Origin of the sequence: Microbacterium sp. Leaf320 (genome assembly GCF_001423485.1) — a bacterium.
Taxonomy (GTDB): Bacteria; Actinomycetota; Actinomycetes; order Actinomycetales; family Microbacteriaceae; genus Microbacterium.
In genome coordinates this window covers 230,862-257,569 of the sequence record NZ_LMOD01000001.1, presented here as the reverse complement: position 1 = coordinate 257,569, position 26,708 = coordinate 230,862, and the positions used below count along the sequence as shown (strand labels likewise).

Genomic DNA, 26,708 nt, shown 5'->3' with positions numbered 1-26,708 from the left:
CGGATCCGACCTGGCCTCACCCTCACGGTGTGACCCGTGAATCGCGAAGCCTGCGGCTCACCCTGCACGGATGATCCCCCGCTGGATGATGCGACCGCTCCCTGAGATACTTGCGCCGAATTCCCGTCTGACCGTGATGTGAGAACGGAGAACCGCATGGGCAGTGGCCGCCACGCAGAGGACAGCGGACCGTTCAGCGCGAGACGCGAGGCGGGCCGAGCAGCACGTGCGCGGCTGCCACGGGCGCAGCTCGGTGCCTGGTCGCCGTCTTCCGACCGCCCCGACCCGATCGCGCTGCTGGAGGAGCAGGCGGAGTCACGCGTCCGAGAACTCACACCGGTTCGCTATGCCCGGATGGCGGCATCGCCGCTCGCGTTCTATCGCGGTGCCGCGCTGCTCATGGCATCCGATCTCGCGGCCCACGCACACACCGGGATCATCACGCAGCTCTGCGGCGACGCCCATCTTTCGAACTTCGGTCTCTACCGCACTCCCGAGAGATCACTCACGTTCGACATCAACGACTTCGACGAGACGCTGCCCGGCCCCTTCGAATGGGATGTCAAGCGGCTGGCTGCGAGCTTCGCCGTGGCCTGTCGACAGCGAGGATTCACCGACCAGGCTGAGGACGAGTGCGTGGCCGCCGCCGCCCGTGGCTATCGGACGGCGATCAGAGCCGCCGCGAAATCCACGGTGCTCGACGCCTGGTACGACCGACTCGATGCGGAGCGCGCGCAGCGGTGGATCCGTCAGGAGCACCGCGATGAACGCGCCGGCGACGACGAAGTGCAACGCCTCGACGCGGTGATCGAGAAGGCACGCACGCGGGGTCACAGGAAGGCATTCCGCAAGCTCGTGCGCGTGATCGACGGCGAGCTGCGCATCGCGGCCGCGCCTCCGCTGATCGTGCCCGTGGAGGATCTCCTCCGTGACGCGGGAGCCGTCGACGACGACGTCGTGACCATGCGGCGGATCCTCGATGAGTATCGGACCACCCTCGTCGGCGATCGGCATCCGATCGCCGAGTACCGCTATCGCCACATGGCACGCAAGGTCGTCGGGGTCGGAAGCGTGGGGACTCGCGCCTGGGTGCTTCTGCTCAGCGGGCGCGATGATCGCGACCCGCTTCTCCTGCAGGCGAAGGAGGCGCAGGAATCGGTCCTCGAACGCTTTCTGGCACCGAGCGAGTTCGCCACCCACGGGGAACGCGTCGTCAGAGGGCAGCGTCTGATGCAGGCGTCGAGCGACATCTTCCTCGGCTGGCAGTCGGTCATCGGTCTCGACGGGCAGCAGCGGGATTTCTACGTTCGCCAGCTGCAGGACGGGAAAGGCGGGAATGATCCGGACACGATGACAGAGCGCGGCGCTGCCCTGTACGCCCGGATATGCGGGGAGGCGCTCGCCCGGGCCCACTCGCGCTCCGGCGATCGCATCGAGATCGCCGGCTACATCGGGCGCGGCACCGCGTTCGATGAGGCGATCGCCGACTTCGCCGCGGCCTACGCCGATCAGAACGACCGGGATCACCGCGCTCTCGTGGCTGCGCTCGCGACGGGTCGGCTGGCCGCCACGCCCGGGCTGGGTGGTCTCTGAGCATGGAATCGGAGAACGCCGCGACCGCGCCGCACCCGGGCCTTCGATCCCCCGCCACGGGCGAGGCCTCCTGGTGGCGCAGCGGGTACTGGCTCGTCCTCGCCTTGCTCGTCGCGACCTACGCGCTGTGCGCTGCACAGAACACGATCGACCCGAGCCCCTCGGCGTTCGTGGTGCAGCTGGTGACCGTCGCCGTCGTGCTGAGGGTGACAGACGCGCATACGCGTGTGCAGCACATCGCCTGGGTCGTGCTCGCCGCCGCCGGCGTCGCCATGGTCGTCACCGCCGTGCTCGACACCAGCGGGCTGGTGCTCGATATCGCGCTGTCAGCGGCTTCGACGGTCGCCTTCCTCATCGCGCCCGTGGCCATCATCCGTCATCAGGTCACGCGGCGGGGCCTGGACATCGAGGCGCTTCTCGCCGCGACGGCCGCCTACATCCTGGTGGGGATGTTCTTCGCGCTGATCTACAACCTGATCGCGTTGCTCACCGTCACCCCGACGTTCGGCGAGGACACCGTCGACTCTCTGTCGAGCCAGCTCTTCTTCTCGTTCACGACGCTCACCACCACGGGCTACGGCAACATCGTGCCCGCCACCCCCACTGTGCAGGCGATCGCCGTGGCGGAAGCGATCACCGGACAGCTGTTCCTGATCACCGCGGTGGCTCGCATCATGCGGGGGTCCCGGCGCCCCGTCTACGAGGCCGCAGTCCAGCCCGCGACCGGAGACCCGTCATGAAGAAGTGGAACGTCGTCATCGTGCTCGGCGCCGCGCAGTTCGTCATGGTGCTGGACGGAACGGTCATGAACGTGTCGATCTCGACGGTCGTGGGCGATCTCGACACGTCAGTGACAGCGATGCAGGCGGCGATCACGTTCTACACCCTGACCATGGCGGCGTTCATGCTCCTCGGGGCGAAGCTCGGCGATGTGTGGGGACGACGCCGCGCCTTCGTGATCGGTTCGTGCGTCTATGCCGCAGGCTCCCTCATCACGGCGCTGAGTCCGTCCGTGGGGTTCCTGTTCCTCGGGTGGTCGATCGTCGAGGGGCTGGGCGCGGTGCTGGTGATCCCCGCGATCGCCGCCCTCGTCGCCGACAACTACCGAGGTGCCGAGCGCGTCACGGCCTTCGCCGTCATCGGCGCAGTGTCGGGTGCGGCAGTCGCGGCCGGTCCGTTGATCGGCGGAGCGGTGACCACCTACTCGAGCTGGCGATTCGTCTTCGTCGCCGAGGTGGTGATCATGCTGGGCGTCGTGCTGTGCGCGCGCATCATCGCCGATTCCACCCCACGACAGAGCATCCGCATCGACATCGGCAGCGTGCTGCTCTCGTCGGCCGGTCTCGTCCTGATCGTCTTCGGCATGCTGCAGAGCAAGACGTGGGGGTGGGTGGTCCCCCTGTACACGCCGGAGATCGCGGGCATCCCCATCGCCCCCCTCGGAGTCTCTCTGACGACCTGGTGCATCGCGCTCGGCGCCGCTCTGATCACGCTCTTCATCAGGTGGCAGCGACGGCTGATACGCGACGGCCGATCTCCTCTGATGCAGCCGGATCTGTTCTCCATCACGACTCTGCGCAGCGGGCTCTCGGTACTCGGCGCCCAGTACGCCGTGACGGCAGGGCTGTTCTTCATGGTCCCCGTGTACCTGCAGATGACGCTCGGATTCGACGCGCTCGAGACGGGCATCAAGATCTTCCCGCTCTCGGTCTCGTTGATCCTCTTCTCGATCATCGGCACCGCCCTGTCTCGGCGGTGGTCGCCTCGCCGCATCGTGATAGTCGGGCAGTCGACCCTCGTGCTCAGTGCCGTCCTGCTGCTCGGCTCGGTGACCGAGGACCTGCGCGGCGGGCTGTTCGCGGTCGGCATGTTCCTCGCCGGCAGCGCTCTCGGTCTTCTTGCCTCGCAGCTCGGAAACGTCAACATGTCGAGCGTGAGCGAGAAGGACACGAGTGAGGCAGGCGGATTGCAGGGTGTCTTCCAGAATCTCGGCTCATCGCTCGGAACGGCGCTGATCGGGTCGCTGCTGATCGGCGCGCTGTCGACGTCGTTCGCGTCGGGAGTCGCTGTGAGCGATCTTCCGAACGACGTGCGCGAGACGGTGAGCGCCGCGACAGACCGCGGCGTCACAGTGGTGCCCGCAGCCGACGTCGCCGGAATCGGGGAAGCCGCCGGCCTCAGCGACGAGGACTCGAGCGAACTCGCCGACATCTACCGCGAATCGCAGCTCTCGTCACTCCGCGTGTCGTTCGTCGGACTGATCCTGATCAGCCTGCTGTCGATCCTGTTCTCGCGGGGCATCCCGGCAGGGTTGTCGATCCGGCGAAAAGACGGCGCCGACGTGACGGAGAAGGCCTGATCGGCGCGTCCCTCGCCGTGCGAACTCAGATCCGAGGGGATGCCGTGCTCTCGCGCACCACGAGCTCGGTGCCGACGAGCGGAGTCTGCGTGCGCTCTCCCCCGTCGAGTTCGGCGAGCAACGCATCGACGGCGAGGGCGCCGACCTGCTCGGGGTGCTGCTGCACGGTGGTCAGCGGCGGCCAGAGCTGCGCGGCATCCGGCAGACCGTCGAAGCCCACCACGCTGACGTCTCCCGGGATGTCGCGCCCCGCCTCACGGAACGCCCGGACGACGCCGATCGCCATCTGGTCGTTCGCTGCGAAGACCGCCGTGACCGTGTCGTCGTCGCGGAGTCGGAGCCCCGCCCGATAGCCGGACTCCGCCGACCAGTCGCCCTGCAGCGGATCGGGAGCGGTGACCCCGCGGGACTCGAGCGTCTGCCGCCACGACTCGCGTCGACGCTCGGCCGAGTACGACTTCGCCGGGCCCGCGATGTGCCACACGGTACTGTGCCCGAGGTCGAGCAGATGCTCGGTCGCGAGTCGGGCCCCCTGCGCCTGATCGGTGTCGACGAACGGATGCGCGTCTCCGCGGTTCGAGTCGACCAGCACGACGGGCAGCCCGTCAGGGATCTCGACCTCGGCCTCATCGAGCTGGTGAGCCTCGATGACGATGATGATGCCGTCGACCGCGTGCTCCTCGAGACGGCGGAAGGCCCCCGCCACGGTGTCGCGCGCACTCGACTCGACCGGGATCAGCGTCAGCGCGTATCCCATCTGCGAGGCGCGGACGGCGATCGCGTCGAGCGTGCGCTGATTGCCGTAAGAGCTGAACGAGAACATGATGACCCCGATGGCGCGGAATCGGCCCGATCGCAGTGCCCGAGCAGCACTGTTGGGGCGGTACCCGAGTCGTTGCATGGCGTCTTCGACTCGGACTCTGGTCGCTGCCCCGACATAGCCTCGAGCGTTCACGACACGGGAGACGGTCTGCCCGGAGACACCGGCCTCGCGTGCGACGTCCTCCATCGACGGGTCTCTCCGCCGCTGCGGCGGCTCTGCCGACTGCTCCGAGGTCACGATCAACCATCCATTCATATGTTGACGTTGACACACTAGCAGCGGATCGCATATGTTGACGTTGACACACGGCGCGATGAGCGCTCGATCTCTAAGAAGGTTCTCGTCAATGACGACTCAAGATTCCGCAATCCTTGCGGGCAACGGCATCCGCCGGCGCGAGAAGCGCGACTGGAAGGGCTGGGCCTTCGTGGGCCCGTTCATGGTCGTGTTCGCGCTGGTGTTCCTGACACCTCTCGCCTACGCGCTGTATCTCAGCTTCTTCCAGGAGAAGCTGATCGGCGGCACCGCGTTCGTGGGAATCGACAACTACGTGCGCGCACTCACCGACCCCCAGTTCTGGGAGGCGTTCGGCCGCGTCGTCCTGTTCCTCGTGGTGCAGGTGCCGATCATGCTCGTCCTCGCCCTGGCGGCAGCGCTCGCCCTCGACAGCGCACGGCTGCGCGGAGCATCCTTCTTCCGCATCCTGATCTTCCTGCCGTACGCGGTGCCCGCGGTCGTCGCCGTCCTCATGTGGGGCTACATCTACGGCGACCAGTTCGGTCTGACGTCGAACCTCAATGACTTCCTCGGCAGCGACCTCATCACCCCGTTCGCTCGCGAATGGATCCTGGTCTCGATCGGAAACATCGTGACGTGGCAGTTCGTCGGCTACAACATGCTGATCTTCTACTCCTCGCTGAAGACCATCCCGACGGACATGTACGAGGCGGCGTCCCTCGATGGCGCCGGCGCGTGGCGCACGATCTTCTCCATCAAGATCCCCAACGTCCGCGGTGCCCTCGTGATCGCCACGATCTTCTCGATCATCGGCAGCTTCCAGCTCTTCAACGAGCCCAACATCCTGCGCCCCCTGGCCCCGAACGTGATCACGACGTACTTCACACCCAACATGTACGCGTACAACCTCTCGTTCGCCGGACAGCAGTTCAACTACGCCGCGACGATCGCCATCATCATGGGCGTCATCACCGCGGTGATCGCCTACGTCGTGCAGCTGCGCGGCTCGAAGTCTGAGGTGCGCTGACATGGCACTCCCCCTCGCTCGCCCCTCGAAGAAGCGCCACGACCTGATGAATCCGCGCAAGTCCAAGACGCTGCTGATCGTGATGGTCGCGTACGCGCTGTACACGCTCGTGCCGCTCGTCTGGCTGCTGTTCAGCTCGACCAAGACGCAGTCGGGACTCTTCAGCTCGTTCGGCCTGTGGTTCTCCGACGACTTCGCGTTCTTCGACAACCTCGTGGCCACGTTCTCTTACCAGGACGGCATCTTCCTGCGCTGGCTCGGCAACACGCTCCTCTACGTCGTGGTGGGTGCCGGTGGTGCGACGCTGCTCGCCACCATGGCCGGCTACGGCCTGGCGAAGTACCGATTCCCCGGTCGCCGCGCGGTGTTCGCCGTCGTCCTCGGAGCCGTCGCCGTCCCGGGCACCGCCCTCGCCGTGCCGACCTTCCTGCTGTTCAGCGAGCTCGGCCTCACGAACACGCCGTGGGCCGTGATCATCCCTTCGCTGATCAGCCCGTTCGGCCTGTATCTGATCTGGGTGTTCGCCTCGGAGTCGGTGCCGACCGAGCTGCTGGAGGCCGCACGCATCGACGGCGCCGGCGAGTTCCGCACCTTCTTCACGATCTCGATGCGGCTGCTCGCTCCCGGCATCGTGACCGTCGCGCTCTTCACGGTCGTCGCGACCTGGAACAACTACTTCCTGCCGCTGATCATGCTGTCCGACCCCGCATGGTACCCGCTCACCGTCGGCCTCAACCAGTGGAGCTCGCAGGCGATCGGCGCGGGGTCCCAGCCGATCTACAACCTCGTGATCATGGGGTCGCTCCTCACCATCATCCCGATCGTCATCGCCTTCCTGCTGCTGCAGCGCTTCTGGCAGTCAGGTCTCACCGCCGGAAGCGTCAAGCAGTAGCTCCCGGCATCCCTCCGCACCGCACACGTCGGTCCGACGCTGGACCGCACCCCCGAAAGGACACAGCAATGAAGCACCTTCCCTCCCCCGCCGCACGGCGCACCCTCGCCGTGCTCGCGGCCGGAACCGTGGCAGCGCTGGCGCTGGCCGGTTGCAGCACCGGCGACACCGGCTCAGGCGGCAGCGCTGCCGGCGACGGCTCGTTCGACTCCGTGGAGGCGGCCCTCGAAAAGGGCGGCGAGATCACGTACTGGTCGTGGACCCCCTCTGCCGAGGCTCAGGTCGAGGCGTTCGAGAAGGAGTACCCGAACGTCAAGGTGAACGTGGTCAACGCGGGCACCAACAACGAGGAGTACACCAAGCTGCAGAACGCGATCAAGGCGGGCTCGGGCGCCCCCGACGTCGTGCAGATCGAGTACTACGCCTTCCCGCAGTTCGCACTGACCGACGCGTTCGTCGACCTCTCGCAGTACGGCTTCGCCGACTTCGAAGACGACTACACCGCCTCGACGTGGAACTCCGTCACCGACGGCGACGCGATCTACGGACTGCCGCAGGACTCCGGCCCCATGGCGCTGTTCTACAACAAGGCCGTGTTCGACGCCGCAGGCGTCGCCGTGCCCACCACGTGGGACGAGTACTACGAGGCCGCGAAGGCGATCCACGCCGCGAACCCGAACGCCTACATCACGAACGACACCGGCGACGCCGGCTTCGCGACCTCGATGATCTGGCAGGCCGGCGGCAAGCCGTTCGCCACCTCCGGCACCGACGTCACGATCGACCTGCAGGACGACGGGTCCAAGAAGTGGACCGAAAACTGGAACCGCCTCGTCGAGGAAGACCTGCTCGCCCCGTACGGCAGCTGGAGCGACGAGTGGTTCCGCGCCCTCGGCGACGGCAGCCTCGCCACCCTCGTGATCGGCGCCTGGATGCCCGGCAACCTGATCACCGGAGCTCCGGACGGAGCCGGTGACTGGCGCGTCGCGCCGATGCCGACCTACGACGGCTCCCCGGCGACGGCGGAGAACGGCGGCGGCGGCCAGGCCGTGACGACGCAGAGCAAGAACCCGGAGCTCGCTGCCGGCTTCCTGTGGTGGCTGAACAACTCGGAGGACAGCATCTCGACCTTCCTCGAGTCCGGCGGCTTCCCGTCGACCACCGCCGAGCTCTCGAGCGAGGAGTTCCTCGCCGACGCGCCCGAGTACTTCGGCGGCCAGAAGATCAACGAGGTCCTCGCCGCTGCGGCCGACGACGTCGTCGAAGGCTGGAGCTACCTGCCCTACCAGGTCTACGGAAACAGCATCTTCGGTGACACCGTGGGCCAGTCGTACCAGAACGGCACCGACCTGAACGAGGGTCTCGTGACCTGGCAGGACGCGCTGGTCGAGTACGGCAACTCGCAGGGCTTCGCCGTCAACAAGTAATCGCACGTCCGGGCCGGACGGGGACTCCCTCCCCGTCCGGCCCTCCCATCGAAAGCACCTCATCGTGACCTCCTTCTCCATCGGCGAGACAGACTTCCTCCGCGCCGGGCTCCCCCACCAGGTGATCGCCGGCGCCATCCACTACTTCCGGGTGCACCCCGACCAGTGGCAGGACCGCATCCGCAAGGCCCGCCTGATGGGGCTCAACACGATCGAGACCTACGTGGCCTGGAACGCTCACGAACCCCGCCGGGGCGAGTGGGATGCCACGGGGTGGAACGACCTCGGCCGCTTCCTCGACCTGATCCAGGCCGAGGGCATGGACGCGATCGTCCGCCCAGGGCCCTACATCTGCGCCGAATGGCACAACGGGGGTCTGCCGAACTGGCTCACCGCGGGCGAGCGCGAGCTGCGTTCCTCCGAGCCCACCTACCTGGCCGATGTGAGCGAGTACCTCCGCCGGGTGTACGAGATCGTCGCTCCGCGGCAGATCGACCGCGGCGGCTCGGTCGTGCTCGTGCAGATCGAGAACGAGTACGGCGCCTACGGCTCGGACAAGGCCTACCTCGAGGCGCTCGTCGCGCTCACGCGCGAGGCCGGCATCACGGTGCCGCTCACGACGGTCGACCAGCCCACAGATCGGATGCTCGCCGACGGCAGCCTTCCCGAGCTGCACAAGACCGGTTCGTTCGGCTCGCGCAGCGCCGAGCGCCTCGCGACCCTGCGCAGCCACCAGCGCACGGGGCCATTGATGTGCTCGGAGTTCTGGGACGGATGGTTCGACTGGTGGGGTGGCGTGCATCACACGACCGACGTCGCAGCGGCGGCCGCCGACCTCGATGAGCTGCTCGCCGCCGGCGCCTCGGTCAACATCTACATGTTCCACGGCGGCACCAACTTCGGTCTCACGAACGGCGCCAACCACAAGGGTCGCTACCTGCCGATCGTCACGTCGTACGACTACGACGCCCCTCTCGACGAGGCGGGCGACCCGACCGCGAAGTTCTTCGCGTTCCGCGACGTCATCGCGAAGTATGCGCCGGTGCCCGACGAGCTCCCTGTCGCGGCCGAGCCCGCGCCCGTCTTCTCGGTGCCTCTGAGTCCGGCAGGCGCATGGACGGATGCCGAGGCCAACGCGTCCGTCGCCGCGACCCCGGAGACGTTCGATCGGCTGCAGCACCTGAGCGCTCTCGTTCGCTACGACGTTCCTCTGCCCGAGGGCCGGGGCGGTCAGCTGGTGCTCGACGAAGTGCGAGACCTCGCCTGGGTCAGTGTCGACGGCCAAGCCGTCGGAACGCTCTCCCGCACACGCCATGACCGCGCGCTGAGCATCCCCGCCGGCCGCACGCTCAGCATCCTCGTCGAAGAGCAGGGCCGTGTGAACTACGACCACCGGCTCGGTGAAGAGAAGGGTCTCATCGGCACGCCTGAACTCGACGGCCTGCCGCTGACCGAGTGGCACTCGACACCGCTCGACGTCGCCGCCCTGGCCGCGGAGATCGGTTCCCGCGCCGCGGAGTCGTCGGTCGCGGCGACGACAGGTCCGTCGGCGTGGGTGGCGGACTTCGACCTCGACTCCCCCGCAGATCTCTTCCTCGACACCGCGTCTTGGAGCAAGGGCTACGCGTTCGTCAACGGGTTCTTCCTCGGGCGTTACTGGCGAAACGGCCCGCAGCGCACCCTCTTCGTCCCCGCACCCGCGACCGTCGCCGGGGCGAACAGGCTCGTGGTGCTGGAACTCGAGCACCTGATCGATCCGACCGCCGACTTCGTCTCGGCACTCGCTCTCGGCGACACCGAGGAATAGAGCGGCCCGGGGAATAGGACGACACAGAGGAATATCGCGAAGGCACGGGCATCCGCCCAGTACCGTGTGTCTGTGCCGCGCCGAAGGTTCTCCACCCCCACGCCCGCTGCGCGCGCCCGTTATGCGAAGCGACGCCAGGGCCGCGTGGCGCGGGCGGACAACGACCTCACCGCCGAGCAGTGGACCTCGTTACAGGCTGCGTGGGGCGGATGCGCGTACTGCGGAGCGATCGAGGTCGCTCTCCAGCGCGACTGCGTCATGCCGATCTCCCGCGGTGGCCGCTACACCGTCGAGAACGTGGTGCCCGCGTGTGGGTCGTGCAACGCGAGCAAGCGCAACGACGAGGTCACGTCGTGGCTGCGTCGAAAGCGACTCGACGAACGCGCCTTCCTCACTCGATACGCCGAGATCCTCGTCGCCCTGCGCCGCACCGACTGAACGGACCCGCTACCCGCCCCGGCGGGAGTCCCAGACGACGGCAGTGTCGCGAGCGGCATCGGCGCGGGTGATGCTCTGCCAGTTGCGACCGCCACGCGCGAACGCCTCGTGCACCCCGGATGGCACCGCTGCCGGCTCGACAGGTCGTTCGAGCCAGTCGCACGCGCGCACATGGACGAGATCGACTTCTCGCGCCTCGCCCGACGCGTCGTAATGCCAGGGTCCGGTGATCCGGCCCAGCCACAGCAGCCCGTCGACGTCGCGCGTCCAGACGAAGGAACCTTCGGAGGCGGAGACGAACCTCTCCAGACGGCGGGCCATCCGCTCGCCGAACACGGCATCGACTGCGGCGAGCGCGTCGACCGGCGAATCCGGGATGCGTTCGAGGCGTCCTCCCACTCCGCAGACTCCGGTCTGCAGCGCACGCTCGACCGCGAGCCCCCCGCGCACCCGGTCATCGCGCGATCGCATCGGGGCGCGGTAGACCGCGGGAGCCTCGGCGTCGCCGCCCGTGCGAGGTGCGGCGGTCATTCGATCGGCACCAGCGTGTTGTCGATCCGTTCGCCGTCGATCGTGACCGTCATCATGGTGCAGACCGGCTGACGACGGCGATCGGTGGGTGAGCCGGGATTGAGCAGCCGCATCCCGGACGGCGCGACGGTGTCCCACGGGATGTGGGAGTGCCCGAACACGAGCAGGTCGACGCCCGGGAAGACCTCGTCCATGCGTTCCTCGCGCCGCGCCTTCTGCCCCGTCTCGTGCACGACGGCCACATCGACCTCTTCGACGGTGAACCGGGCGACCTCCGGCAGGCGATCGCGCAGCGCGGGCCCGTCATTGTTGCCGTACACGCCGTGCAGCGTCCGCGCCCTCGACTCGAGCACGTCGAGTGTGCCGACATCGATCCAGTCGCCCGCATGCACGACGATGTCCGCCTCGTCGACGGCCCTGAGCACCGAGTCGGGCAGCCGCTTGGCGCGCGCAGGCACATGGGTGTCGGCGATCAGCAGCAGTCTCGTTGTCACGATCTTCCCCGTCTCGAATAGGCATCGGAGTCGCGTCCGACTCTACGCACGCGGTCATCGCCGTCGTCACACGCACCCAGCAAACACTCAGGAAGGCGTAGGATCTCCCGGTGCCTTGGTATACCGGGCCCATGGATCTAAGGAGCAGCATGAGTACGACCACAGCGCCCGCGAACCCGCGCTCGCGCGTCATCACGGCGAGCCTCGTCGGCACCACGATCGAGTTCTACGACTTCTACGCGTACGCGACAGCCGCAGTGCTCGTGTTCCCGGTGCTGTTCTTCCCCACGGGCAACGACACGACGTCGCTGCTGTCGTCGTTCGCCGTGTTCGGGGCCGCGATGGTCGCCCGTCCGATCGGCGCGGTCGTGTTCGGCCACTTCGGTGACAAGTTCGGACGCAAGGCCACGCTCGTCGCCTCTCTGCTCACGATGGGCATCGCGACCTTCATCATCGGGCTCCTGCCCACGTTCCAGCAGATCGGCTGGTGGGCAGCGCTGCTGCTGCTGATCCTGCGACTGGCGCAGGGCTTCGCACTCGGTGGCGAGTGGTCGGGCGCCGCTCTGGTCGCGACCGAGAACGCCCCGGCGGGCAAGCGCGCCTGGTACGGCACATTCCCGCAGCTGGGAGCGCCGCTCGGCTTCATCATCGCCAACTTCCTGTTCCTCGGCATCAACTGGCTGCTGCCGCACTCCGAGAACCCCGCGCTCAAGTCCGAGGCCTTCCTGTCGTGGGGCTGGCGCATCCCGTTCCTGTTCTCGGCCGTCATGGTCATCATCGGCCTGTGGGTCCGGCTCAAGCTCGTCGAGTCCGACACCTTCAAGAAGGCGGAGAAGAAGGGCGCGATCCGCAAGCTGCCCCTCGCGACCGTGTTCCGTCACCACTGGAAGCAGCTGATCCTCGGCACGTTCATCATGCTGGCGACCTACGTGCTCTTCTACCTGATGACGAACTTCACCCTCGCGTACGGCACGAAGCCGGCCACGCTCGAGACGGCGTCGGCCGCCGCGCAGGCCGCTGCCGAGGCGACGGGCAAGGACTTCGACGCGTCGGCCTTCGCTGCGCAGTTCTATCCGGGTCTCGGGTTCGCCTACACCGACTTCGTGCTCATGCAGATCGTCGGCGTCGTGTTCTTCGGCATCTTCACGCTGCTCTCAGGTCCCATCGCAGACTCGATCGGTCGTCGCAAGCTGCTGCTGTGGGTCACCGGGCTCATCATCGTGTTCGGGTTCACGTTCAACGCCTTCCTGCTCCCTGCGATGGACCCGAAGTTCACCGGCGCACTCGCGCAGGCGTTCCTCGTGTTCGGGTTCATGCTCATGGGCGCGACATTCGGCCCGATGGGAGCGCTGCTTCCGGAGCTCTTCCCGACGAACGTCCGGTACACGGGTTCCGCGATCTCGTACAACGTCTCGTCGATCCTCGGAGCGGCCGTGGCGCCTCTCATCGCACTGTGGCTCTGGGAGCTCGGCGACGGTGCCCCGTGGCTCGTCGGTCTCTACCTGTCGGCGATGGGTGTGCTGACCTTCATCGCGCTGCTGCTGTCGAAGGAGACGAAGGACAACGACTACGAATCCGACCTCGGAGTCGCGGCTGCGGTCGAACTCTGACGCATCACCTCACGCGAAAGGGCGGCACCTCCTCGGGGGTGCCGCCCTTTCGGGTGCTCAGGGACGTCGGGCTCAATACGAGGCCGTGACCGTGCGTGCGGATCCGTCGAGCGCCATGGTTCCGCCGTACGGCAGGATCCACTGCGGCCGCGTGTGACCGAACGGCACTCCCACGCACACGACCGCGTCGGGGTTGTACCGCGAGACCGTCTCGATCACCGCGTCTCGCTGCGCCGCGCGCAGCGCATCGGCCTCGGCCGGCGACGGCTGGAACTCGAAATCACTCACCGGCGGACGCGCCACGACCACGCCGGCGACGGCATCGAGGATCCCGCGCTCACCCAGCCCGCGCATCCATCGAGCCACCCAGCTCGCCGGCGGGCGCTCCTCGCTCGTCTCGAGCAGCAGGATCCCGCCGCGCAGATCGTAGGTCGTGGGCAGCCGGTCCGCGAGCGCGAGCGCATCGATGCTCTCGAGGCAGCCGCCCCAGGTGCGACCCTCGACACGGGCTCCAGGGCCCGACCAGGTCCACTCCTCGGTCGCGATCCGGTCTCCGTACTCGGTGAGCGCGAGGGGGTCGTCCCAGCGCTTTCCGTTGTCTTCCGATTCGCCTGGTTCGGTGATCTCGAGCGTGCTGCCGTCGAGCAGCGCCGCTCGCAGCGAGCGCAGGTGCACGTCGTCGACCGCGGGACCCGGCCCGAGATGCACGGCCGTGGACCCGCCGTAGTAGCCCCGGATGCCGAGCCCCCACAGCCAGTTGAGGATGTTGGTGTTGTCGCTGTACCCGAGGAAGGGTTTCGGGTCGGCTTGCGCGACCGCGGGATCGAGGTGCGGCACCACCAGGATCTGATCGTCGCCGCCGATCGTCGCGAGGATCGCGCGGATGCCGGGGTCGGCGAAGGCCGCGTTGACGTCGGCCGCTCGGGCTTCCGGGCTCGCATCGAGCTGTCGTGTGGTCGGGAACTCCACCGGGATCAGTCCGGTCAGCTGCTCGAGTCGATGCAGAGCCTGCTCGTGGATCTCCGGGGCGACCGCAGGGGCGGCGAAAGCGGGCGACAGGACGGCGACGCGGTCGCCTGGTACAGGTTTCGATGCAGACAGCATCGGCCCAGTCTCGCATCGCGCGCGTTTCCCCGCCCGTCAATTTCTGTTGACATCTCTCCATGCGTCAACAAAGATTGACGCAGGAGGCCCATGATGACCATGAAGACCGCGATCGCACAGGATGACGGCAGCGAGCCGCTGTCGGAACTGCACCGACTCGCCGCCCTGCGCAGTGAGCTGGCCAGGGCCGAAGAGACCCAGGTGCGCCGTGCGCGCAATCTCGGATACTCCTGGCAGGCGATCGCGAGCTCGCTTGGTGTCTCGAAACAGGCGGCGCACCGCCGGTTCGGCAGGCACTGAACCGCATACAGCCCATCCACAGAAACTGTCCGGAAACGAAGTACGGTCGAACTACCCCCTTTCAGAACGAGGTTCCGCATGTCCAGCACGGCGACATCACGCCGACGCGGACGCGGCGCGCAGCACGACGGTCCGCGCGCCACCTTCCGCCAGCTCCTCCCCTTCCTCTTCGAGCACAAGCGCACGCTCATCGTCGTCGCTGTGCTCAGCGTGTTCGGAGCGGCCACGTCGCTCGCGCAGCCGCTGCTGGTCGGCCAGCTCATCGAGACCGTGCAGTCCGATCAGGGTCTCGGCATCCTCGTCTGGATCCTCGTCGGTCTCGTGATCGTGTCGTCGATCATCTCCGGCTACCAGCACTATCTGCTGCAGCGCACCGGCACAGCGGTCGTGTACTCCAGCAGACGCAAGCTGATCTCCCGCATCCTGCACCTGCCGATCAGCGAGTTCGACGCCCGACGCACCGGCGACCTGGTCTCGCGTGTCGGCACCGACACCACGCTGCTCTATGCCGTGCTCACCCAGGGATTGGCGGATGCCGTCGGCAGCGCGATCCTCTTCCTCGGCGCCCTGATCGCGATGCTCGTGATCGACCCCGTGTTGCTGCTGCTCATCGTCGTCGTGATCGGCGCCTCGGTCGTCGTGGTCACCGCGCTCAGCGGTCGCATCCGCACCGCTTCCACCGCGCAGCAGGAGAAGGTCGGCGAGCTCGCCTCCGGCGTCGAGCGCGCCGTGGGCTCGATCCGCACCGTGCGCGCCTCAGGGGCGACCGAACGCGAGACCGAGACGGTGTCCGTCCTCGCCTCCGAGGCCTACGGCATCGGCGTGCGCATCGCGAAGATCTCATCGCTCGTGGTTCCGATCGCCGGCGTCGCGCTGCAGGTCTCGCTCCTCGTCGTTCTCGGCGTGGGCGGCCTCAGGGTCGCGGCGGGCACCATCACCATCGCGTCGCTGATCACGTTCATCCTGTTCCTGTTCATGCTCGTGATGCCGCTCGCCACCACGTTCGGAGCGATCACCTCGGTGAACCAGGCGCTCGGCGCACTTGGCCGCATCCAGGAGGTGCTGAACCTGCCGGTCGAGACCGAGCACGATGCCGAGATCGCCGCCTCCTTCCCTCGCGACGAGGCGGACCCTCACGCCCCTGCGATCGAGTTCCGCGACGTGCGCTTCCGCTACCCCGAGAACGTGGTCGCCGCACGGCTGGCGGCTGCGAAGGAGGCGCAGACGCTTCTCGCCGACGCCCACCTCGAGCCGACCGACGGCCCGGCCACCCCGGCGGAGCGCGAGGTCCTGCGCGGAGTCTCGTTCGCCGTGCCCCGCGGCACGCGCGTCGCACTCGTCGGACCCAGTGGAGCAGGCAAGAGCACGATCCTGTCTCTCATCGAGCGCTTCTACGATCCGACGGGCGGATCGATCCGTCTCTACGGCCACGACTCGCGCACCTATCCGCGCGACGAGCTGCGCGCGCAGTTCGGCTATGTCGAGCAGGACGCCCCCACGCTCGCCGGAACCCTCGGCGACAACCTGCGTCTCGCCTCGCCGAACGCCTCGGACGAGGCCTGCGAGCAGGTGCTGCGCGCCGTGAACCTGGGCGACGTGCTCGAACGCGACCCTCTGCGCCTCGAGGCCCCCGTCGGCGAGGACGGCGTGATGCTCTCGGGCGGCGAGCGTCAGCGCCTGGCGATCGCGCGCGCGCTGCTCACCGATGCGCCGATCCTGCTGCTCGACGAGTCGACCTCGTCGCTCGACGGCGTGAACGAGCAGCGCATGCGCGAGGCGATCGATGCGGTCTCCACCGACCGTACGCTGATCGTGATCGCGCACCGACTGTCCACCGTCATCGACAGCGACCTCATCGTGGTGCTGCAGGACGGCGCTGTCGTCGGCCAGGGCACACACGCCGAGCTGATCGAGTCGACGCCGCTGTACCGCGACCTCGCACGCCACCAGCTGCTCGCCTGAACGGGGTCAACGCCCCAGAGGAATGCGCGAAGGCGGGATGTCAGAGACCACTCAGCCATGGGTTCGTCTCAGCCATCCCGCCTTCGCGGTCTGGGGGTAGGGGGATCTGGGGTCATAGAGCGCCGGCTCCCCCGAACCGGCGCCCGGTCTGTGTCAGGCCTTGTCGAGCCTGTAGCGCAGCGACGCCAGCTCGGCGCGGAGCGCGGCCGGGACCTTGTCACCGAAAGTGTCGTAGAACTCCTCGGTGAGGTCGGCCTCGGTCTTCCACGCCTCGGTGTCGACCGAGAACAGCTCGTCGAGATCAGCCTCGGGAACATCGATTCCGTCGAGGTTGAGGTCCGAGACGAGGGGCAGGCGGCCGATCGGGCTGTCGACGGTGGACACCTCACCGGAGATGCGGCGGATGATCCAGTCGACGACGCGCGAGTTGTCGCCGAACCCGGGCCACAGGAACCGGCCGTCGGAGCCCCGACGGAACCAGTTGACCTGAAAGATGCGGGGTGCTCGATCGAACCGCAGACCTCGTCCGACCTTCAGCCAATGGCCGAAGTAGTCGGCCATGTTGTAGCCGCAGAACGGGAGCATCGCGAACGGATCGCGGCGCAGCTCGCCGACTTTGCCCTCGGCCGCAGCCGTGCGCTCCGACGAGATGTTCGACCCGAGGAACACGCCGTGCGTCCAGTCGGTCGCCTCGACGACCAGCGGAACGTTGGTCGCGCGGCGTCCGCCGAAGAGGATGACGTCGAGCGGCACCGCCTCCTCCCAGTCCTCGGAGATCTGCGGGCACTGCGCGGCCGAGACAGTGAAGCGGGAGTTCGGGTGTGCGGCGGGGCGGTCGGAGTCCGGCGTCCAGTCGTTGCCCTCCCAGTCGACGAGATGCGCGGGCGCCTGGTCGGTCAGCCCCTCCCACCACACGTCTCCGTCGGGCCGCAGCGCGACGTTCGTGAAGATCGTGTTGCCCCACAGCGTCTCGACGGCCGTCACGTTGGTCGACTCGCCGGTGCCGGGCGCGACACCGAAGAAGCCGGCCTCGGGGTTGATCGCCCAGAGGCGGCCGTCCTCACCCGGGCGGATCCACGCGATGTCGTCGCCGAGCGTCTCGACGCGCCAGCCGGGGATGGTCGGTCGCAGCATGGCGAGGTTCGTCTTGCCGCACGCCGAAGGGAATGCCGCAGCGACGTGGTAGGCCTTGCCCGAAGGGTCGATCACCCGGATGAGCAGCATGTGCTCGGCGAGCCAGCCCTCGTCGCGGGCGATCACCGAGGCGATGCGCAGGGCGAAGCACTTCTTGGCGAGGATCGCGTTGCCACCGTAGCCGGAGCCGAACGAGTAGACCTCGAGAGTCTCGGGGAAGTGCACGATGTACTTGTCGTCGTTGCACGGCCATTCGACGTCGGCCTCACCCGCGGCGAGCGGGGCACCGACAGAGTGGACCGTCTTGACCCACGGCGCCCCGTCGGCGATCTGACGCGTGACGGCATCGCCGACACGGGTCATGATGCCGATGGAGGCGACAGCGTAGGCGCTGTCCGTGACCTGGACTCCGATGTGCGAGAGCGGACCTCCGACGGGGCCCATCGAGAACGGGACGACGAACATCGTGCGACCGCGCATCGATCCCTCGAAGATCTCGGTCATCTTCTCGCGCATCTCGGCAGGCGGCGCCCAGTTGTTGGTGGGCCCGGCATCCTCTTCGCTCTCCGACGAGATGAAGGTGCGGCCCTCGGTGCGGGCGACGTCGCTGGGGTGCGAGCGGGCGAGGTACGAGCCGGGGCGCCACTCGGGGTTGAGCTTGATGAGCTTGCCCTCGTCGACGAGGCCTCGCAGCAGCCAGTCGTTCTCGGCACGCGAACCGTCGACCCAGTGGATCGAGGCGGGCTGTGTGAGGGTGGCGATCTCATGGACCCATGCGGAGAGTTCGGCCATCGCAGGGGTGTCATACGTCGGAGCCGTCCCGAAGGTGCGCACCGGTGCGACGGATGCTGCTCGGGGGGTGAAGACTTCGGCGATCGCCATGACTACTCCTTTGAAGTGAGGGGCGTTTGTTCCATCTTCTTCCGGTCCGAGGGTGACTTTCCGCCATTCATGCCATTAAGAATTGCTTTTCTTTCGCTAAGATCAAGGAATGGCTCCTTCCGGCATCCACCTCGCGACTCTCGGTCACCGCATCAGGCATCACCGCCTCGAGAAGGGGTTCACGCTCGATGAGCTCGGCGCACTCGTCGGGGTCGCGGGATCGCAGCTGAGCCTGATCGAGAACGGCAAGCGCGAGCCGAAGCTGTCGCTGCTCCAGGCCATTGCGCAGGCCACCGACACTCAGGTCACGGATCTCATCTCGGGCGAGCCGCCGAACCGCCGTGCCGCGTTGGAGATCGAGCTCGAACGCGCGCAGGAGAGTCCGGTGTTCCGCCAGCTCGGTGTCGCCCCCGTGCGCGTCACCAAGGGAATGAGCGATGAGACGATCGAATCGATGCTCGGTCTGCACCGTGAGCTGCAGCGACGAGAGCGTGAGGCGATCGCGACGCCCGAAGAGGCGCGACGGGCCAACACCGAGCTTCGGCTGCGCATGCGCGCGCAGCACAATTACCTCGGGGACATCGAGAAACTCGCCGAGAAGCAGCTCCGCTCGGCCGGACACGTGCAGGGTGCGCTCACGCACCGCACCGTGAGCATCATGGCCGAGAAGCTCGGTTTCGAGCTGATCTATGTCAACGACCTGCCGCACTCGACCAGGTCGGTGACCGATCTCGAGAACGGCCGCATCTACCTGCCGCCGGCGTCGATCCCCGGTGGACACGGCCTCCGGTCGATGGCCCTGCAGGCCATGGCGCACCGCCTGCTCGGACACACCCCTCCCACCGATTACGCCGACTTCCTGCAGCAGCGGCTCGAGATCAACTACTTCGCCGCATCCTGCCTGATGCCGGAGACGGCTTCCGTGGCTTTCCTGCAGCAGGCCAAGAAGGACCGCAACCTCGCTGTGGAGGACTTCCGCGACGCGTTCGGCGTCACGCACGAGGCCGCGGGCATGCGCATGACGAACCTGCTCACGCAGCACCTGGGCATGTCGCTGCATTTCCTCCGCGTCGACGGCACCGGCGCGATCACACGGGTGTACGAGAATGACGACCTCCCGCTGCCCATGGATGTCACCGGTGCAGTGGAGGGTCAGCGTGTGTGCCGCAAGTTCCAGGCGCGGGCGGCGTTCACCCAGCAGAACCGCACGAACGAGCACCACCAGTACACCGACACACCCTCCGGCACCTTCTGGTGCTCCACCCAGACCGGCGCCGCGACCGACGGCGAGTTCTCGATCACGGTGGGCGTGCCCTTCGATGACGCCCGCTGGTGGCGCGGACGCGAGACGACGGATCGCGCCGTGTCGACGTGTCCAGATGAGGCCTGCTGTCGGCGCCCCTCGGCCGATCTCACCGAGCGCTGGAACGGCAAGGCCTGGCCGAGCGCGCGCGTGCACACGCACATGTTCTCGCCGCTCCCCCGCGGCGCCTTCCCCGGTGTCGACGACAACGAGGTCTACAACTTCCTCGGGCGGCACGCGAGCGAGTGACCTGAGCCGCGGCAGACCGGATCAGCCGTCGAGGAAGCGCGTGAATCGGGCGAGAGCGGTGCGCACCGCCTCGTCGTCCACTGCGCCGTCGCCCGGCGCAGGCTCGAAGAGATCCGGCGGCGCGTGCAGCGAGGCGCTCGCATGCGTCCAGCATCCGATCACCCGGCCGTCGGCGATGATGGTCGCGCGCACCATGCCGTTCTTGCCGGGTCCGACCGCCGCGAGATGCTCGGGAGCGCACACCGCCGTGCGGTCGGCGTACGAGATGTAGTACTCGTCGAAGGCCCCGAGCGCGAGCACGGCCGCGGCAGACGACGAGCGGCGAGGGCGCGCGCCCGACACGAACACGCCCTCCTCGATCTCGACCACCCTGCCCGCGGCCCTGTCGCGCGCTTCTCGTGACTGGCCGAGCGTGAGCCCCGACCACCAGGCGAAGTCGGGCACTCCCGCGGGGCCGTGCCCGTCGATGTAGCGGACGAACAGCTCAGCAAGCGGGTCGGATGGAGCCGCGTGCTCGCGGATGTGCTGATCGACGAGCACGAAGCGCTGTTCGCGCGCGATGCCCTCCCGAGCCGAGACCGGCCCCTGGCAGATCAGCCCGTCGAGGGTGAGCACGTTGAGCAGATGGATGCCCCGCTGGCCACCTGGGTCGACCCCTATGCCCGTGAACACCTCGAACATCTCGGCGCGCGTGAGTCCGCCGTCGCGAAGCCGCGGCTGCGCCGCCCGTGTGACCGCGGCGACCATCTCGTCGTCTATGCCGAGCTCGCGCTTTCTCGTCGCCCCTTGCTGGCGCTGTCGGTCGCCGGTCACCGACAGCACCCAGCGCAGATCGCAGGCCGGGATGATGTGCAGGGTTCCGCGCATCGTCCACGCCCGCACCAGGTCTCCCCGGTCGAAGGCACGATCGACCAGGCGCAGCGTCGGCTCGTTGCGCGTGCGCGCCGCGAGAGCCCAGCGTCCGGCGGTGAAGTCCTGGCTCTGCACCGCGAGCATGTGCGCCGCGGCATCGGACACCGAGCTCGCGGGTGCCGTGAGTCGATGCGAGCGCAGACGCTCGGACAGCAGGGATGCGGACTTCATGCCCTCATCATGCCCGGCCCCCGTGACACGCGCCGGAAAACCCAGACGATTCGACGTTCGGTCAGCGCGTCGAGGCGAGACACACCGAATCCGACCGCCCTCGCCTGGCGTTCTCCGACTCGGGCCAGCGATGCGACGTGGACCTCACCCGTGCAGCGTCACCTCACGACGCTCCGGGAGCACGACGGGGTGCGACCCCGCCATGACCTCGAGCACCCGGATCACCTGGCAGGAGTATCCGTACTCGTTGTCGTACCAGACGTAGAGAACGATGTCGGTGCCGTTCGCGATGGTCGCGAGCCCGTCGACGATTCCCGCGCGGTGTGATCCGACGAAGTCCGTCGAGACGACCTCGGGGCTCTCGACGTAGTCGATCTGCTGACGCAGCTTCGAGTGCAGCGAGACACGGCGCAGGTAGTCGTTGAGCTCGTCCTTGACCGCGGGGCGCTCGAGGCTCAGGTGCAGCACGGCCAGCGAGACGTCGGGAGTGGGCACGCGGATCGCGGATCCGGTGAGCTTGCCCTCGAGTTCGGGGAGCGCTCGCGCGACGGCCTTCGCGGCCCCGGTCTCGGTGATCACCATGTTGAGCACGGCCGACCTCCCACGACGGTCACCGCTGTGGAAGTTGTCGATCAGGTTCTGGTCGTTGGTGAACGAGTGCACCGTCTCGACGTGACCCCGCACGATGCCGTACGCCTCGTCGATCGCCTTGAGCACCGGGGTGATGGCGTTCGTGGTGCACGAGGCTGCCGTGACGATGCGGTCGTCGGGTTCGATCGTGCCGTCGTTGATGCCATGCACGATGTTCTTCAGCGCGCCCTTGCCAGGCGCCGTGAGAAGCACCCGCGCGACGCCGGTCGCCTCGAGGTGACGGCTGAGCCCCGCCTCGTCGCGCCAGCGTCCGGTGTTGTCGACGACGATCGCGTCATGGATGTCGTAGGCGGTGTAGTCGATCGCCGAGGGGTCGTCGGAGTAGATGACCTGGATGCGGGTGCCGTTCGCGATGATCTGCTCGGCGTCTTCGTCGACCGTGACGGAGCCTGCGAAGCGGCCGTGCACCGAGTCGCGCAGCAGCAGCGAGGCGCGCTTGACGAGGTCGTTGTCCGAGCCGCGGCGCACGACGATCGCTCGCAGGCGCAGGCCGCTGCCTCCGCCGTTGTGAGCGATGAGGATGCGGGCGAGCAGCCGGCCGATGCGGCCGAATCCGTAGAGCACGACGTCGGTGGGTGCGGCAGCGACCGCCCCGACAGCGGGAGCGAGCGCCTCGGCCAGGTAGGCGTCGAGCGGCAGGTCGCTGTCGCCGTGCCCTGCGACGAGGCGGGCGAGATCGAGAGAGGAGGCGCCGGGTGCGAGCTCATGGACGCCCTCGAGTACCGCGAGGGTCTCATCGACCTCGAGTCGTTCGTGCCCGAGCTGCGCGACCCGATCGTGCACCTCGACGATGCCCGTGGCCGAGAGCCCCAGCAGTCGGTGTCCGTGCAGCGAGGTGACCACGTCACGTTCGCGTTTGAGTGCGCCGATGAGCGGGATCATCCGCTCGGCCAGCTCTTCTCTCGCCGTCCAGTCGTCGTGGGGTGCGGCGGTAACGTTCATCTGCGTCCTTGCATGTGTGAGCGCGCCGAGGTCGCCGGCGCGCGAGATTGCCGGGTGAGCTTCGGGGGATGCATCCAGGGTACGCGCCGTGCGCGAGTGTTCCGAAATCGCGGCCTCTCGCCCGCCGTTCACCGGGGCGACAGGGAATCGTGCGAGCATCCGATGCGTTCTCCCCCGGGCACGCCCCGCGTCGAAAGGCACCAGATGACCGACACCTCCCGCCCGTCCGCGTGGCCACCGCTGCTGATCGCGATCGCCCTCGAGGTGACGGCCACCCTGTCGCTGCGGGCCGCCGAGGGTTTCACCCATCCGCTGTGGCTGATCCCCGTCGTGATCGGCTACACCGGCTCGCTCTGGCTGCTGTCGATCGTGCTGGATCGAGGCATGCCGGTGGGTGTGGCCTACGGCATCTGGTCGGCCATCGGCGTCGTGCTCACCGCGATCATGGGCACGGTGCTCTTCGGCGAGCTGCTCGGGACGGTGCAGATCATCGGGATCGGCGCGATCGTGGTCGGCGTGCTGCTCGTCGAACTCGGATCCCACTCACGCGAGACACCGGTCGAGGTGGCGTCGTGATCTGGGCGCTCCTCGTCCTCGCGATCGCGAGCGAGGTGACCGCGACTCTCAGCCTGCGCGCATCGGAGGGCCTGCGGCGGCGGCGGTGGATCCCGGTGATCGTGGTCGGCTACCTCGCCGCGTTCACGCTGCTCGGCACGATCCTGGCGATGGGGATGCCGGTGGGTGTCGCGTACGGCGTGTGGGCCGCAGCCGGTGTCGCGATCACGGCGATCCTGGGCCGAGTGATCTTCAAGGATCACTTCTCAGTCATGATGGCGATCGGCGTCGCGCTGATCGCCCTGGGTGTGGTCCTGATTGAGTTCGGCGGAGCCCACTGACGCTTCCCGCCGACGGCGCTGGGCGTCACGACGGCGGTCGATGATCATGTACCACGTCACGAACACCGCGATGACACCGAGAAAGATCCCCAGCGCCGCACCCATCCACAGTCCGCTCGCGCTGCCGTCGGTGGGAACGGCGAGGATGTCCGTTGCGGATTCTGCAGCCACGAGCAAGGATGCGTCCATGGTGCGAGGCTAACGGAGTGGGCGCGATTCAGTACCGCGCCGAGAACGCCCCGTCGGTGTTGAGCAGCTGACCCGAGATCCAGCGGCCCTCATCCGAGACCAGGAACTCCACCGTCGCCGCGACGTCGGCTGGCCTGCCGAGGCGCCCGAGTGGCGTCGCGGCGGCGAGCGCATCTCGGGTCTCGTCGTCCATCCAGCCGGTGTCGATCGGGCCGGGGTTGAGGACGTTCGCCGAGATCCCCCGGGGGCCGAGTTCACGCGCGGCCGAGATCACGAGCCTGTCGAGCGCACCTTTGGACGCACCGTATGGGAGGTTGCCGGTGACGTGATCGCTGGTCAGCGCGACGATCGCTCCGCCGTCCTCCCCTGCCTGCCTCGCGAACGCGGCAATGAGTAGCAGACTCGCTCGCGCGTTGACGGCGACGTGACGGTCGAAACTCTCGGCGGTCGTGTCGAGGATGCCCGACTGGACATCGTGCGCGTGGCTGAGGATCAAGGCAGAGATCGCGCCATGGCTGCGGTTGACCTCCGCGATGAGCGCCTCGGGCCCCTCGTGGGTCGAGAGATCGGCGACGACGTCGGCATCGGTGAGATCGCTCGTGACGACGGTCCAGCCGGCGTGCTGCAGCCGGGGGACGATGCCGGCGGCGATGCTGTTCGCCCGTGCGGCGCCGGTGACGAGTGCGAGAGGCATCCGGCCACGCTACCGGAATCGTCTCAGGCGCATGTCTCCGCGGATGCCGGACGCTGCGGCGGCGAGTCCTGCTGTTGCAGTGGCTGACCGTCGAGCGAATCCCCGCCGAGGTCGGCGCCGTCGTGGCCGTCAGGCACCCCGTGACGGAAGCACGCAGCGAATGTGCCTCTCACGACAGACCGGCGATCGCGACGCGCAGGATGCCGGCCGCATCACGAAGTGCCTGCGCCGAGCGGTCCGCCGACGCCCCGGTCGAGAGCATCAGGATCGCGAGCTTGACCGAGCCGTCGGCCGAGGCCAGTGCGGCGGCGGCCTCGTCGACGGTGGAACCGGTGAGTTCGGTGACCGTGCGGATCGAACGGGCGTGCAGCTTCTCGTTCGTCGCGAGAAGGTCGACCATCACACCCCGATGCGTCTTGCCCAGCTTGATCATCGACAGCGTGGTCAGCATGTTCACGACGAGCTTCTGGGCGGTCCCCGACTTCAGGCGAGTCGAGCCCGAGATGAACTCGGGCCCCGTGACCACCTCGATCGCGATCTCAGCCACCGCGCCGATGTCTGACGCCGCGTTCGAGGCGATCGCCACGGTGAGCGCACCGACCCCACGGGCGAACTCCAGTCCTCCCACGACATACGGTGTGCGTCCGGAAGCGGATATCCCGACGACCGTGTCCCGCCCGGTCAACCCGATCTCACCCAGTGACAGGCCCGCGGACTCGGCGTCGTCCTCGGCGTTCTCGACGGCGGATCGGATCGCCGTCTCGCCTCCGGCGATGAGACCGACGACCATCGACGGATCCGTGCCGAAGGTGGGCGGGCACTCGCTCGCGTCGAGCACGCCGATTCGGCCGGCGGTACCCGCACCGATGTAGATCAGGCGTCCTCCTTCGCGGAAGCGCGCGGTGATGCCGTCGACGGCGGCGGCGATCTCGGCGCTGCGTTCGGCGACCGCCTCAGGGACGCGGCGGTCCTCGGAGTTCATCCGGTTCACGAGCTCGATCGTGTCGAGCAGGTCGAGATCGCCGCGTTCGGTCGAGGATGCTTCGGTTCCGAGCGTCGACAGGACGTCGAGGAGGTCGGTCAATCTGGAGGGGTCATTCGGCACGGTGGACGAACCTTTCATGGGGAAGATCGGTGCGGTCTGCGATGAGCAGCGCGCCGTCGAGAGCATCACCGGCGCAGGCGACGACGTTCTGTCCAGCCGCGCGCAGGGCGTCTTCGATCCCGGTGCGGAACCAGACGTGCTCGGTGAGGCCGCCGTGCAGCGCCACCGGATCGGTGCGCGACGATGCGGCGACCGCTGAGGCGGTGAGCAGGCGGATCGCCTCTGCGGTGATCTCGGTGGCGACGCCGTCGCCGGACTCCGCGGCATCGAGCACAAGCGGGGCCAGTGCCGCGAGGCGTCGGGGCAGAGGGCCGTCGTCCTGAGCGAGCCAGCTGTGGATCGCGGACGGTGCGCCGATCGGCATGGCCACGGCGTCCGTGAGATCGGTGCTCGGCCCGACGCCGACGGATGCTCGCAGCACCGCACGCAGGGCCTCGCGCCCGAGCCACGACCCGCTGCCGAAGTCGCCGAGTTCCGGCCCCCACCCGTCTACGAGCGTGGCGCTGCCGGCGTCGATCCCGAGGGCGGCCGCGCCCGTGCCCGCGATGAGGAGCACTCCCGCGTCGCCGTCGAGGGCACCGGCGTGCGCCGAGACGACGTCCGACGTCACGGCGGCGGGGACGCCCCGCGCGTCGGCGAGTCGCCGAGCGAGTTCGGATGCCGCGATCGGCGCGGTCCAGGCGCCGGCAGCGCCGACGGAGATCGACGAGATCGGCACGTCGAGATCAGCCGTCAGCGGAAGGATCGAGTCGAGCGCGGCCGCGACGCCGCCGGCTGCGGCGAGGCCGGGCGCACCGACGCCGTCGCGAAGCGCACGACGGATGGATTGCCCGCCCATGACCGCATCCGGTTCCGAGACGACCACGCGGCACCGCGATTTGCCGAGATCGACGGCCACGACGGCGGATGGTGAAGACATGGAAATAGTCTACGCACCGAGCGCACGACATGAAATAATTGTTCATCAGCACCCCCA

General features: G+C 68.0%; 25 protein-coding genes. 14 read left to right on the top strand and 11 right to left on the bottom strand.

The genetic code is table 11. The features are described from left to right. Window positions 1-156: 156 nt before the first annotated feature. The 3 genes from ASF63_RS01200 to ASF63_RS01190 are packed head-to-tail and all read left to right on the top strand — an operon-like array spanning window position 157 to window position 3,952. On the top strand, window positions 157-1,593 hold the full coding sequence (locus tag ASF63_RS01200) for a DUF2252 domain-containing protein (RefSeq protein ID WP_056508612.1): 1,437 nt from the start codon (window positions 157-159) through the stop codon (window positions 1,591-1,593). A 2-nt stretch (window positions 1,594-1,595) separates the two neighbouring features. Continuing rightward, the gene (locus ASF63_RS01195) at window positions 1,596-2,333 is read left to right on the top strand and encodes an ion channel (RefSeq protein ID WP_082477771.1); all 738 of its coding nucleotides are present in this window, start codon (window positions 1,596-1,598) and stop codon (window positions 2,331-2,333) included. Next, window positions 2,330-3,952, top strand: a complete 1,623-nt coding sequence (locus ASF63_RS01190) for an MFS transporter (protein WP_056508610.1) — start codon at window positions 2,330-2,332, stop codon at window positions 3,950-3,952. The genes ASF63_RS01195 and ASF63_RS01190 overlap by 4 nt, the downstream gene beginning before the upstream one ends. Before the next feature lie 25 nt (window positions 3,953-3,977). Here ASF63_RS01190 and ASF63_RS01185 read toward each other — a convergent pair whose 3' ends face one another. Further along, window positions 3,978-4,961 (bottom strand): LacI family DNA-binding transcriptional regulator, encoded by a 984-nt coding sequence (locus ASF63_RS01185; RefSeq protein WP_082477770.1) that lies wholly within the window; start codon window positions 4,959-4,961, stop codon window positions 3,978-3,980. Window positions 4,962-5,121: 160 nt separating this feature from the next. Here ASF63_RS01185 and ASF63_RS01180 point away from each other — a divergent pair, with 160 nt between their 5' ends. The 5 genes from ASF63_RS01180 to ASF63_RS01160 all read left to right on the top strand — a co-directional run bounded on the left by ASF63_RS01180 (window position 5,122) and on the right by ASF63_RS01160 (window position 10,603). After that, window positions 5,122-6,039: a carbohydrate ABC transporter permease gene (locus ASF63_RS01180; protein WP_056508607.1), complete on the top strand. Its 918-nt coding sequence runs from the start codon at window positions 5,122-5,124 to the stop codon at window positions 6,037-6,039. A gap of 46 nt (window positions 6,040-6,085) precedes the next feature. Next, on the top strand, window positions 6,086-6,931 hold the full coding sequence (locus tag ASF63_RS01175) for a carbohydrate ABC transporter permease (protein ID WP_056311840.1): 846 nt from the start codon (window positions 6,086-6,088) through the stop codon (window positions 6,929-6,931). Between the two features lie 68 nt (window positions 6,932-6,999). Beyond that, window positions 7,000-8,358, top strand: a complete 1,359-nt coding sequence (locus ASF63_RS01170) for an ABC transporter substrate-binding protein (RefSeq protein WP_056508605.1) — start codon at window positions 7,000-7,002, stop codon at window positions 8,356-8,358. Window positions 8,359-8,422: 64 nt separating this feature from the next. Next, complete coding sequence (locus ASF63_RS01165) at window positions 8,423-10,165, top strand: glycoside hydrolase family 35 protein (RefSeq protein WP_056508603.1); 1,743 nt, start codon at window positions 8,423-8,425, stop codon at window positions 10,163-10,165. A 72-nt stretch (window positions 10,166-10,237) separates the two neighbouring features. Beyond that, entirely contained in the window at window positions 10,238-10,603 is a 366-nt protein-coding gene (locus ASF63_RS01160) for an HNH endonuclease (RefSeq protein ID WP_056510105.1), read from the top strand. 9 nt (window positions 10,604-10,612) lie between these two features. Here the strand turns inward: ASF63_RS01160 and ASF63_RS01155 are convergent, their stop codons facing one another. Then, entirely contained in the window at window positions 10,613-11,134 is a 522-nt protein-coding gene (locus ASF63_RS01155) for a hypothetical protein (protein ID WP_056508601.1), read from the bottom strand. After that, entirely contained in the window at window positions 11,131-11,628 is a 498-nt protein-coding gene (locus ASF63_RS01150) for a metallophosphoesterase family protein (RefSeq protein WP_056508600.1), read from the bottom strand. Before ASF63_RS01150 ends, ASF63_RS01155 begins: the two co-directional genes overlap by 4 nt. A gap of 149 nt (window positions 11,629-11,777) precedes the next feature. On the opposite strand from ASF63_RS01150, the gene ASF63_RS01145 reads away from it, so the two are divergent. Next, a complete protein-coding gene (locus ASF63_RS01145; RefSeq protein ID WP_056508598.1) occupies window positions 11,778-13,238 on the top strand; it encodes an MFS transporter in 1,461 nt (486 codons plus the stop codon). 72 nt (window positions 13,239-13,310) lie between these two features. Here the strand turns inward: ASF63_RS01145 and ASF63_RS01140 are convergent, their stop codons facing one another. Next, window positions 13,311-14,342 carry a S66 peptidase family protein gene (locus ASF63_RS01140; protein WP_056508596.1) on the bottom strand — a complete coding sequence of 344 codons (1,032 nt, stop codon included), beginning with the start codon at window positions 14,340-14,342 and terminating at the stop codon, window positions 13,311-13,313. A gap of 93 nt (window positions 14,343-14,435) precedes the next feature. Here ASF63_RS01140 and ASF63_RS01135 point away from each other — a divergent pair, with 93 nt between their 5' ends. Both ASF63_RS01135 and ASF63_RS01130 read left to right on the top strand, forming a co-directional pair. Beyond that, the gene (locus tag ASF63_RS01135) at window positions 14,436-14,642 is read left to right on the top strand and encodes a hypothetical protein (protein ID WP_056510103.1); all 207 of its coding nucleotides are present in this window, start codon (window positions 14,436-14,438) and stop codon (window positions 14,640-14,642) included. Window positions 14,643-14,720: 78 nt separating this feature from the next. Beyond that, window positions 14,721-16,604 (top strand): ABC transporter ATP-binding protein, encoded by a 1,884-nt coding sequence (locus ASF63_RS01130; RefSeq protein ID WP_056508594.1) that lies wholly within the window; start codon window positions 14,721-14,723, stop codon window positions 16,602-16,604. Between the two features lie 153 nt (window positions 16,605-16,757). Here the strand turns inward: ASF63_RS01130 and ASF63_RS01125 are convergent, their stop codons facing one another. Next, on the bottom strand, window positions 16,758-18,620 hold the full coding sequence (locus ASF63_RS01125; RefSeq protein WP_056508593.1) for a phosphoenolpyruvate carboxykinase (GTP): 1,863 nt from the start codon (window positions 18,618-18,620) through the stop codon (window positions 16,758-16,760). Window positions 18,621-18,729: 109 nt separating this feature from the next. On the opposite strand from ASF63_RS01125, the gene ASF63_RS01120 reads away from it, so the two are divergent. Continuing rightward, window positions 18,730-20,172: an XRE family transcriptional regulator gene (locus tag ASF63_RS01120; RefSeq protein ID WP_056508590.1), complete on the top strand. Its 1,443-nt coding sequence runs from the start codon at window positions 18,730-18,732 to the stop codon at window positions 20,170-20,172. Window positions 20,173-20,193: 21 nt separating this feature from the next. Here ASF63_RS01120 and ASF63_RS01115 read toward each other — a convergent pair whose 3' ends face one another. After that, window positions 20,194-21,255: a winged helix DNA-binding domain-containing protein gene (locus ASF63_RS01115; protein ID WP_056508588.1), complete on the bottom strand. Its 1,062-nt coding sequence runs from the start codon at window positions 21,253-21,255 to the stop codon at window positions 20,194-20,196. A 144-nt stretch (window positions 21,256-21,399) separates the two neighbouring features. After that, on the bottom strand, window positions 21,400-22,848 hold the full coding sequence (locus ASF63_RS01110) for a glyceraldehyde-3-phosphate dehydrogenase (protein WP_056510101.1): 1,449 nt from the start codon (window positions 22,846-22,848) through the stop codon (window positions 21,400-21,402). 204 nt (window positions 22,849-23,052) lie between these two features. Between ASF63_RS01110 and ASF63_RS01105 the strand changes: the two genes are divergently transcribed. Together ASF63_RS01105 and ASF63_RS01100 are read left to right on the top strand one after the other, a co-directional pair. Then, complete coding sequence (locus ASF63_RS01105) at window positions 23,053-23,424, top strand: DMT family transporter (protein ID WP_056508587.1); 372 nt, start codon at window positions 23,053-23,055, stop codon at window positions 23,422-23,424. Beyond that, complete coding sequence (locus tag ASF63_RS01100; RefSeq protein ID WP_157534206.1) at window positions 23,421-23,744, top strand: DMT family transporter; 324 nt, start codon at window positions 23,421-23,423, stop codon at window positions 23,742-23,744. The genes ASF63_RS01105 and ASF63_RS01100 overlap by 4 nt, the downstream gene beginning before the upstream one ends. On the opposite strand, the gene ASF63_RS18980 is transcribed toward ASF63_RS01100, so the two are convergent. From ASF63_RS18980 to ASF63_RS01085, 4 genes are all read right to left on the bottom strand, one after another. Continuing rightward, window positions 23,670-23,933 carry a hypothetical protein gene (locus tag ASF63_RS18980; RefSeq protein WP_157534205.1) on the bottom strand — a complete coding sequence of 88 codons (264 nt, stop codon included), beginning with the start codon at window positions 23,931-23,933 and terminating at the stop codon, window positions 23,670-23,672. The two genes, ASF63_RS01100 and ASF63_RS18980, sit on opposite strands and share 75 nt — an antisense overlap. A 28-nt stretch (window positions 23,934-23,961) precedes the next feature. Beyond that, on the bottom strand, window positions 23,962-24,627 hold the full coding sequence (locus tag ASF63_RS01095) for an SDR family oxidoreductase (protein ID WP_056508585.1): 666 nt from the start codon (window positions 24,625-24,627) through the stop codon (window positions 23,962-23,964). A gap of 169 nt (window positions 24,628-24,796) precedes the next feature. Then, the gene (gene murQ / locus ASF63_RS01090; RefSeq protein WP_056508583.1) at window positions 24,797-25,732 is read right to left on the bottom strand and encodes an N-acetylmuramic acid 6-phosphate etherase; all 936 of its coding nucleotides are present in this window, start codon (window positions 25,730-25,732) and stop codon (window positions 24,797-24,799) included. After that, a complete protein-coding gene (locus ASF63_RS01085; RefSeq protein ID WP_082477769.1) occupies window positions 25,722-26,651 on the bottom strand; it encodes an N-acetylglucosamine kinase in 930 nt (309 codons plus the stop codon). The genes murQ and ASF63_RS01085 overlap by 11 nt, the downstream gene beginning before the upstream one ends. Window positions 26,652-26,708: the final 57 nt, after the last annotated feature.

Coding starts and splice junctions, on each gene's coding strand:
- ASF63_RS01190 (WP_056508610.1), top strand. CDS start 2,330: ATGAAGAAGTGGAACGTCGTCATCGTGCTCGGCGCCGCGCAGTTCGTC.
- ASF63_RS01105 (WP_056508587.1), top strand. CDS start 23,053: ATGACCGACACCTCCCGCCCGTCCGCGTGGCCACCGCTGCTGATCGCG.
- ASF63_RS01145 (WP_056508598.1), top strand. CDS start 11,778: ATGAGTACGACCACAGCGCCCGCGAACCCGCGCTCGCGCGTCATCACG.
- ASF63_RS01155 (WP_056508601.1), bottom strand. CDS start 11,134: ATGACCGCCGCACCTCGCACGGGCGGCGACGCCGAGGCTCCCGCGGTC.
- ASF63_RS01095 (WP_056508585.1), bottom strand. CDS start 24,627: ATGCCTCTCGCACTCGTCACCGGCGCCGCACGGGCGAACAGCATCGCC.
- ASF63_RS01130 (WP_056508594.1), top strand. CDS start 14,721: ATGTCCAGCACGGCGACATCACGCCGACGCGGACGCGGCGCGCAGCAC.
- ASF63_RS18980 (WP_157534205.1), bottom strand. CDS start 23,933: ATGGACGCATCCTTGCTCGTGGCTGCAGAATCCGCAACGGACATCCTC.
- ASF63_RS01180 (WP_056508607.1), top strand. CDS start 5,122: ATGACGACTCAAGATTCCGCAATCCTTGCGGGCAACGGCATCCGCCGG.
- ASF63_RS01140 (WP_056508596.1), bottom strand. CDS start 14,342: ATGCTGTCTGCATCGAAACCTGTACCAGGCGACCGCGTCGCCGTCCTG.
- ASF63_RS01195 (WP_082477771.1), top strand. CDS start 1,596: ATGGAATCGGAGAACGCCGCGACCGCGCCGCACCCGGGCCTTCGATCC.
- ASF63_RS01115 (WP_056508588.1), bottom strand. CDS start 21,255: ATGAAGTCCGCATCCCTGCTGTCCGAGCGTCTGCGCTCGCATCGACTC.
- ASF63_RS01200 (WP_056508612.1), top strand. CDS start 157: ATGGGCAGTGGCCGCCACGCAGAGGACAGCGGACCGTTCAGCGCGAGA.
- ASF63_RS01125 (WP_056508593.1), bottom strand. CDS start 18,620: ATGGCGATCGCCGAAGTCTTCACCCCCCGAGCAGCATCCGTCGCACCG.
- ASF63_RS01110 (WP_056510101.1), bottom strand. CDS start 22,848: ATGAACGTTACCGCCGCACCCCACGACGACTGGACGGCGAGAGAAGAG.
- ASF63_RS01170 (WP_056508605.1), top strand. CDS start 7,000: ATGAAGCACCTTCCCTCCCCCGCCGCACGGCGCACCCTCGCCGTGCTC.
- ASF63_RS01120 (WP_056508590.1), top strand. CDS start 18,730: ATGGCTCCTTCCGGCATCCACCTCGCGACTCTCGGTCACCGCATCAGG.
- ASF63_RS01085 (WP_082477769.1), bottom strand. CDS start 26,651: ATGTCTTCACCATCCGCCGTCGTGGCCGTCGATCTCGGCAAATCGCGG.
- ASF63_RS01185 (WP_082477770.1), bottom strand. CDS start 4,961: ATGGAGGACGTCGCACGCGAGGCCGGTGTCTCCGGGCAGACCGTCTCC.
- ASF63_RS01175 (WP_056311840.1), top strand. CDS start 6,086: ATGAATCCGCGCAAGTCCAAGACGCTGCTGATCGTGATGGTCGCGTAC.
- ASF63_RS01135 (WP_056510103.1), top strand. CDS start 14,436: ATGACCATGAAGACCGCGATCGCACAGGATGACGGCAGCGAGCCGCTG.